Below are 7,020 nucleotides of genomic sequence, written 5' to 3'. Positions count from 1 at the left end.
CCTGGTGGAGCCATGGTGGCGATCCAGGCCACCGAGGAGGAAGTGGTGCCGCTGCTGGGCGGTGAGGTGGGGCTCGCTGCCGTCAACGGCCCGTCCTCGGTGGTGATTTCGGGTGCTGCTGACGCGGTGGCGGTGGTGGCCGAGCGGTTCAAGGACCGTAAGACGCGCCGTCTGTCGGTCTCGCACGCTTTCCATTCGCCGTTGATGGATCCGATGCTGGAGGAGTTCCGCAAGGTCGCGGAGAGCGTGGAGTACCGCGAGCCGGTGGTCCGTTTCGTCAAGGATGTGGTGTCGGCGGAGTACTGGGTGGGGCATGTGCGGGAGGCGGTGCGGTTCGCCGACGACGTACGGCAGCTCCACGCGGAAGGGGTGACGCGGTTTCTGGAGGTGGGGCCGGACGGTGTGCTGGCGGCGATGGCGCAGCAGACCGTTGAGGGCACGGTGGCGGCCACGCTGCGGCGCGATCGTCCTGAGGTGGAGAGTGTGTTTGCCGGTGTGGGGCGGCTGTTTGCGGTGGGTGTGGCGGTGGACTGGGGTGCGGTGTTCGCGGGGCGCGGTGCCCGGCGCGTCGAGTTGCCCACGTATGCCTTCCAGCGCAAGCGGTACTGGCTGGTCGAGCGGCCGACCGCCCTCGCCGGGGCCGACACGGTCGACCACCCGCTGCTGGACGCGAGGATCGTGCTGCCGGATACCGGCGGGGCGGTGTTCACCGGGCGGCTGTCCCTCGACTCCCACCCCTGGCTCGCCGATCACGATGTGCTGGGCACCCTGCTGCTGCCCGGCACCGGGCTGGTCGAGCTGGCGTTGCAAACCGCCCAGCAAATGGGGTGCGAGGCCCTCGACGAACTGACCCTCGAAGCGCCCCTCATCGTGCCCGAGAAGGGCGGGATCGCGGTGCGGGTCGTGGTCGGCGGCCCGGACGCCACCGACGCGGCGCGCACCATCGAGATCTACTCGTCCCTCGATGACGAGGCCTGGACCCGTAACGCCACCGGTGGCATCGTCCCGTCCGCCGCCACGCCACCGTCGTCCGATCTGACCGTGTGGCCACCGGTCGACGCGACGCCGCTTCCGGTGGACGGCGCCTACGCGCGGCTGCTCGCCCGTGGGTACGACTACGGTCCGGCCTTCCAGGGGCTCAAGGCGGCCTGGCGGCGCGGCGACGACGAGGTGTTCGCCGAGGTCGCCCTTCCGGAAGGGGCGGAGGCGGCCCGGTTCGGTGTGCATCCGGCGCTGCTGGACGCGGCGATGCACGTCGGCCTGATCGAAGGTGAGGACGGGGCCGAAGGCGACGACGTGGCCGAAGGCGAGGTCGTGAGGGCGCCGGAGCTGCCGTTCTCCTGGGGCGGTGTCGCACTCCACCGGGCCGGTGCCTCAGCGCTCCGCGTCCGCCTGTCGCACCGGGCTGGGGCCGACGGCACGGAGGTGCTGGTCGCCGACGAGACCGGGGCACCCGTCCTCTCCGTGGCGGCGCTCGCGTCGCGGCCCGTCTCGGCCGGGCAGCTGCGCTCGGACGGCGATCACCGCGAGTCGCTGTTCGCCCTCACCTGGACCAAGGCCACCACCCGCCCCGCGCCGGAGACGCCCGTAGAGGTGTACGAGGTCCCGCGAGCGGCGGGCGACACGCCCGAGGCCGTACGCACCGTCCTGGGCGAGGTGCTGGCGCGGCTCCAGGAGTGGCTGGCCGACCACGGCAAGGACGAGGCGAAGCTCGCGGTCGTCACCCGTCGTGCGGTGCCGGTCGAGGGCGAGGACATCGACCTGGGCCAGGCGCCCGTGTGGGGCCTGGTCCGGGCGGCCGCCGCGGAGAATCCCGGCCGGTTCCTGCTGCTCGACCTCGATGACGCCGCCACCGTGCCACCCCTGATCGAGGCGGGAGACGCGCCCGAGATGGCCATCCGGGGCGGTGAGCTGCTGATCCCCGAGTTCGTCCGCGTTCCGGCCGGGGCGGTGGACCCGACACACCGCCCGTGGGACCCGGCGTCCACGGTGCTCATCACGGGCGGGACCAGTGGCCTCGGCGCCCTGGTCGCCCGCCACCTCGTCACGGCACACGGCGTCCGGCGGCTCGTCCTGACCAGCCGCCGGGGCGAGAGCGCGCCGGGCGCGGCGGAACTGCGCGCCGAACTGACGGCGCACGGTGCGCACGTGGCGATCGAGGCGTGCGATGTGGCCGATCGCCCCGTGCTCGCCGAGGTGCTGGACCGGCATCCGGTCGACGCGGTCGTCCACGCGGCCGGTGTCGTGGACAACGGCCTGGTCCGAGGGCTCACACCAGAGCGCGTGAACACGGTCCTGCGGCCCAAGGTGGACGGGGCCTGGAATCTGCACGAGCTGACGGCCGACCGCGACCTGACGGCGTTCGTCCTGTTCTCCTCGCTCGCCGGGCTCGTGCTGGCCGCGGGGCAGGGCAACTACGCGGCGGCGAACGTGTTCCTGGACGCGCTCGCCCGCCACCGCCACCACGCCGGACTGCCGGTGACCTCGCTGGCGTTCGGACTGTGGGAGGCCGACACCGGACTCGGCGAGCTGGCCGAGGCCGACCGGAAACGCATGCTGCGCATGGGCCTGCCCGCCCTGTCGCAGGACGAGGGATTGGCGCTGCTGGACGACGCGTTGCGCACGCGGGAGCCCGCGCTCGCGCCGTTCCGCCTGGACGTGGCCGCCCTGCGGGCGCGCCCCGCCGACCGGCTTCCGGGGATGCTGCGCGGCCTGGTGCCCGCGTCGCGCCGCCGCGCCGGGGGCCCGGGCGTGGCGGGCGGCGGAGACGGCGGCGCGGGGCTGCGGCGGAGGCTGGCGGCCCTGGCCGACGACGCCGAACGCGACGGCCTGCTGCTGGACCTGGTGCGCACGCAGGTCGCGGCGGTGCTCGGCCACGACGGGGCCGACGCCATCCGGGCCGACCGGGCGTTCAAGGACCTGGGCTTCGACTCGCTCACCGCCGTGGAGCTGCGCAACGGGCTGCGCGCGGCGACCGGGCTGAAGCTGCCCGCCACCCTCGTATTCGACCACCCGACACCCGCCGCGGTCGCCGACGAGCTGCGCGAACAGCTCAGCGGCGGCCAGGAGCCCGCCGAATCCCCTCTGGAAGCCGAACTGGCCCGGCTGGAAGCCGCGTTGGCGTCGGCAAGGCCGGACGGGGAGGCCTACGGCCGTGTCGCCGACCGGCTGCGCGCGCTGACGGCCGGATGGCTGGAGGCCCACCGCCCGGACGAGGCCGAGGAAACCGATCTCACCTCGCTCTCGGCCGACGAGCTGTTCGACGTCCTCGACGACGAGCTGGACACGCAATCCCCGTCGTAGCCGCACGCCAGACCACACCGAAGCACCACAGCACACCCAATCAACGCACCACACCACGGCACCACACCGAGGAGAACGCCCCACATGACCACCGAAACGACCCCGACCGCCCAGCAGGCCGACGAAGCGCTGATCGCGCTCATCTCGCCGCCCTTCCCCGCCGACCCCTTCCCGCTCTACGAGACGCTGCAGTCGGTGAACCGGGTCCACAACGCCGCCGCGCTCGGCGTGTGGGTGATGTCCGGGTACGAGGAGGTCACCGAGTTCCTGCGGCTGCCCGATGTCCAGAGCGGTGCCCGCGCCGCCACCCAGATGCGCGAGGACTGGGCCGGCCACCTCTCCCTGCGCATGTACCTGAACTCGATGGTCACCCTCAACCAGCCCGATCACGGCCGTATCCGCGGCCTGGCCGCTCGGGTCTTCACCCCCAACAAGATCAAGAAGATGCAGCCCGCGGTGGAGCGGCTGACCGCCGGACTCATCGACGACCTCATCGAGCGGTCCGACGGCGGCGAGCCGGTCGACCTCGTCGACCTGTTGGCCGTGCCGTTCCCGGTCGCGGTCATCAGCGACATGCTCGGCCTCCCGTACGAGGACGGCAAACACCTCTGGAAGCTGGCCGACGACTGGTCCCACGTGTTCTCCGGCCTCTACACCGACGAAGACCTGGTGCGGGCCGACGCCTCGGCCGAGGAGCTGGCCGGATACTTCCGTGAGGTGATCAAGAACCGCCGCGCCAACCCGCGCGAGGATCTGATGTCCTCCCTCGTCCAGGAGGCCACCAACGGCCGTCTCGACGAGGACGAGCTGATGGCGCTCATCCTGTTCCTGTTCACCGCGGGCTTCGCGGCCACCACCAACCTCGTCGCCACCGGGGTGCTCGCGCTCCTCAACCACCCGGATGAGCTGAACCGGTGGCGCGCGGACAAGAGCATCACGCCGTCGGCCGTGGAGGAATTACTGCGCCACACCACCCACACCACCGCGGCGAGCCGGGTCACCACACGGCCCGTCACCATCGGCGGTGCCGAAATACCCGAGGGCGTTCTCGTCCTGACCCTGCTCGCCGCCGCCAACCGCGACCCGCGCCGGTTCCCCGACCCGCACCGCCTGGACCTGACCCGCGACAACGGCCCCCACCTGAGCTTCAGCGCCGGGGCCCACTACTGCTTCGGCGGCAGCCTCGCGCGCATCGAGGGCGCCGAACTCTTCCCGAAGCTGATCGACACGTTCCCGAAGATCGAGCGGGCTGGTACACCCGAGCGCCGCGCCGTCATGGGCCTGACCGGTTACACCACGCTCCCCGTGACGCTCGGCCGGTGACCGGCCCCTAGGGCGGCCCGTACGGGCGAAGCCCCTGCGCGAACGTCGCGCAGGGGCTCCTTCGTACGCCGGGGCTCTTTCGTACGCCGGGGGCTCCTACTCCGGGCTGGAGGCGGGTGCGGGCTCGGCCTTGGAAGAAGGCCCGGCCGCCGCCGGTGCGGCGGCGGGGGTCGCGACGTGGCGCATCAGCAGGACGGCGCCCACGGCACCCACCAGCATCACGCCCCCGGCGACCACGGCGCCGACGTTCATGCCGCGAGTGAACGCCTCCCCGGCGACCTGGAGAAGCGGCTCGCTCGCGTTGTCGGGCAGGTGCTTGGCCACCTCCGCCGCGCCGCCGAGTGAGCCCTGCGCGGCGTCGGCGGCCTCGTGCGGAAGGCCGGACGTCGCGTCGGAGACATCGCGGGTGTAGATGGCGGAACCGATGCTGCCCAGGAGCGCCACCCCGAGCGCCCCGCCGAGCTGGTTGCTGGTTTCCGGCAGTGCCGAGGCCGCGCCCACGCGCTCCGGTGGCGCCGCGGAGACGATGAGGTCGGCGGTCAGGGGGATCGCCATGCCCACCCCCGCCGAGATGACCGTCGCGCCCGCCACCGCGAGAGCCAGGCTCGAATCGGCGCGCAGCTGCGTCATGACGGCGAATCCGGCCGTGGCGATGACCATGCCGACGCCGATGATGTAGCCGGGGCGGATCGTCTTGGCCAGCACGGCGGCCACCGATGTCGTCACCGCCACCGCCAACGGCGCGGGCAGTGTCCATAGCCCGGCCTTCAACGGGCTCAGCCCGTAGACCAGTTGGATCCACTGGGTGGAGAACAGCAGGAAGCCGACCATGGCGAACAGGGCCACCAGGTTGACGCCGATGGACGCGCTGAACCCCCGGTCGCGGAACAGGCTCAGGTCGATCAGCGGATTGGCGGCCGAGCGCTGGCGGAGGAGGAACAGCACACCGATCACGACCCCGGCGGCCGTGATGGCCGCGTATCTCCACGCGAAGCCATCGTCGGCGAGTTCCTTGATGCCGTAGATGACCGGGAGCACGGTGCCCAGCGACAGGGCGGCACCGAGCAGGTCGAAGCGGCCGGGCCGCGGGGCGCGGTACTCCGGCAGCAGAAGCGGGCCCAGTACCAGGATCACGGCCATGACCGGGATGTTGATCAGGAAGACCGAACCCCACCAGAACTTCTCCAGCAGCAGCCCCGACACGATCGGCCCCAGCGCGGCGCCGCCCGAGAGACCGGCTGTCCAGATGGCGATGGCGGTACGGCGCTCGGTGGGATCGTGGAACATGTTGCGGATCAGCGCCAGGGTGGACGGCGCGAGCACGGCCCCGGCGATGCCCAGGACGGCACGTGCGGCGATCAGCAGCTCGGCGCTGCCCGCGTAGGCGGCGGCCAGGGACGCCGCGCCGAACACCACGGCACCCATCATGAGCAGCAGCCGGCGGCCGATGTGGTCGCCGAGGGTGCCCATGGTGATGAGCAGCCCGGCGAGCATGAACGCGTAGATGTCCACGATCCATAACTGCTGGGTGGCGCTCGGTTCCAGGGACGCGCTCAGGAACGGCAGCGCGAAGTACAGGACGGTCATGTCCATCGACATCAGAACGACCGGGACGACGAGGACGGCAAGGCCGATCCAGTCTTTCCGGCTTGCCCGTTGGGGACTCATGGCCTCACTCGTGTCCTCACTCATGGGCGTGACTATAGATTTGTATAAGTAAAGTGTCTAGGACGCTTGTCTAAGACAGATCTCAGGGCGGTGCGATTAGACTTCTCCACATGGGACACCGAGAGGACCTGCTGGTCGGGGCGAAGCGCTGCCTGTACGAGAAGGGGTACGCCCGTACCACCGCGCGGGACATCGTCGAGGCGTCCGGCACCAATCTGGCCTCGATCGGCTACCACTACGGCACCAAGGAAGCCCTGCTCAACGCCGCCATCATGGAGGCGCTGGAGGAGTGGGCCCAGGAGCTGAAGCGGGCCGTGGCCGATGTGGGGGACCTGCCCGACGATCCGATCGGGCGGTTCGAGCGGGCCTGGACCCGGGTGATCGAGCTGTTCGAGCGGCACCGCCCGGTGTGGGCCGCCCAGTTCGAGGCGATCTCCCAGATCGAGCATGTGCCCGAGGTCCGCAGCTTCATCGTCGACGCGCAGCAGCAGGCCCAGAAGGGTCTGGTCGAACTCCTCCTGGGCGGCGAGCAGTTGCCACCGCACACCGAGGCCGCGGTCGGGCAGTTCTACCACGCGCTGCTCAGCGGCGTGATGATGCAGTGGGTCATCGACCCCGAGCACGCCTCGACGGGCGCGTCGCTCGCCGAGGCGCTGCGGACGGTCGTGGAGGACGCCCGCCGCTTCGGGTCAGGGATGGCCGTCTGACTCCCAATCCGAACTCTCC

Annotated in this window: 4 protein-coding genes; 3 read left to right on the top strand and 1 reads right to left on the bottom strand. The window is 71.4% G+C overall.

Translation table 11 applies throughout. The features are described 5' to 3' along the window. On the top strand, positions 1 to 3,303 hold a 3,303-nt coding region (locus ACZ6CL_RS39500), incomplete at its 5' end, for a type I polyketide synthase (RefSeq protein ID WP_468945560.1). 84 nt (positions 3,304 to 3,387) lie between these two features. After that, the gene (locus tag ACZ6CL_RS39495) at positions 3,388 to 4,626 is read left to right on the top strand and encodes a cytochrome P450 (protein ID WP_468945557.1); all 1,239 of its coding nucleotides are present in this window, start codon (positions 3,388 to 3,390) and stop codon (positions 4,624 to 4,626) included. A 96-nt stretch (positions 4,627 to 4,722) separates the two neighbouring features. Here ACZ6CL_RS39495 and ACZ6CL_RS39490 read toward each other — a convergent pair whose 3' ends face one another. Next, positions 4,723 to 6,318 carry an MFS transporter gene (locus ACZ6CL_RS39490; protein WP_468945555.1) on the bottom strand — a complete coding sequence of 532 codons (1,596 nt, stop codon included), beginning with the start codon at positions 6,316 to 6,318 and terminating at the stop codon, positions 4,723 to 4,725. An 86-nt stretch (positions 6,319 to 6,404) separates the two neighbouring features. On the opposite strand from ACZ6CL_RS39490, the gene ACZ6CL_RS39485 reads away from it, so the two are divergent. Next, the gene (locus ACZ6CL_RS39485) at positions 6,405 to 7,001 is read left to right on the top strand and encodes a TetR/AcrR family transcriptional regulator (protein ID WP_450880290.1); all 597 of its coding nucleotides are present in this window, start codon (positions 6,405 to 6,407) and stop codon (positions 6,999 to 7,001) included. Positions 7,002 to 7,020 lie beyond the last annotated feature (19 nt).

This window comes from Streptomyces sp. NPDC041200 (assembly GCF_055591805.1).
The sequence above is the reverse complement of the archived record's forward strand: the minus strand, read 5'-3'. Positions and strand labels throughout refer to the sequence as shown.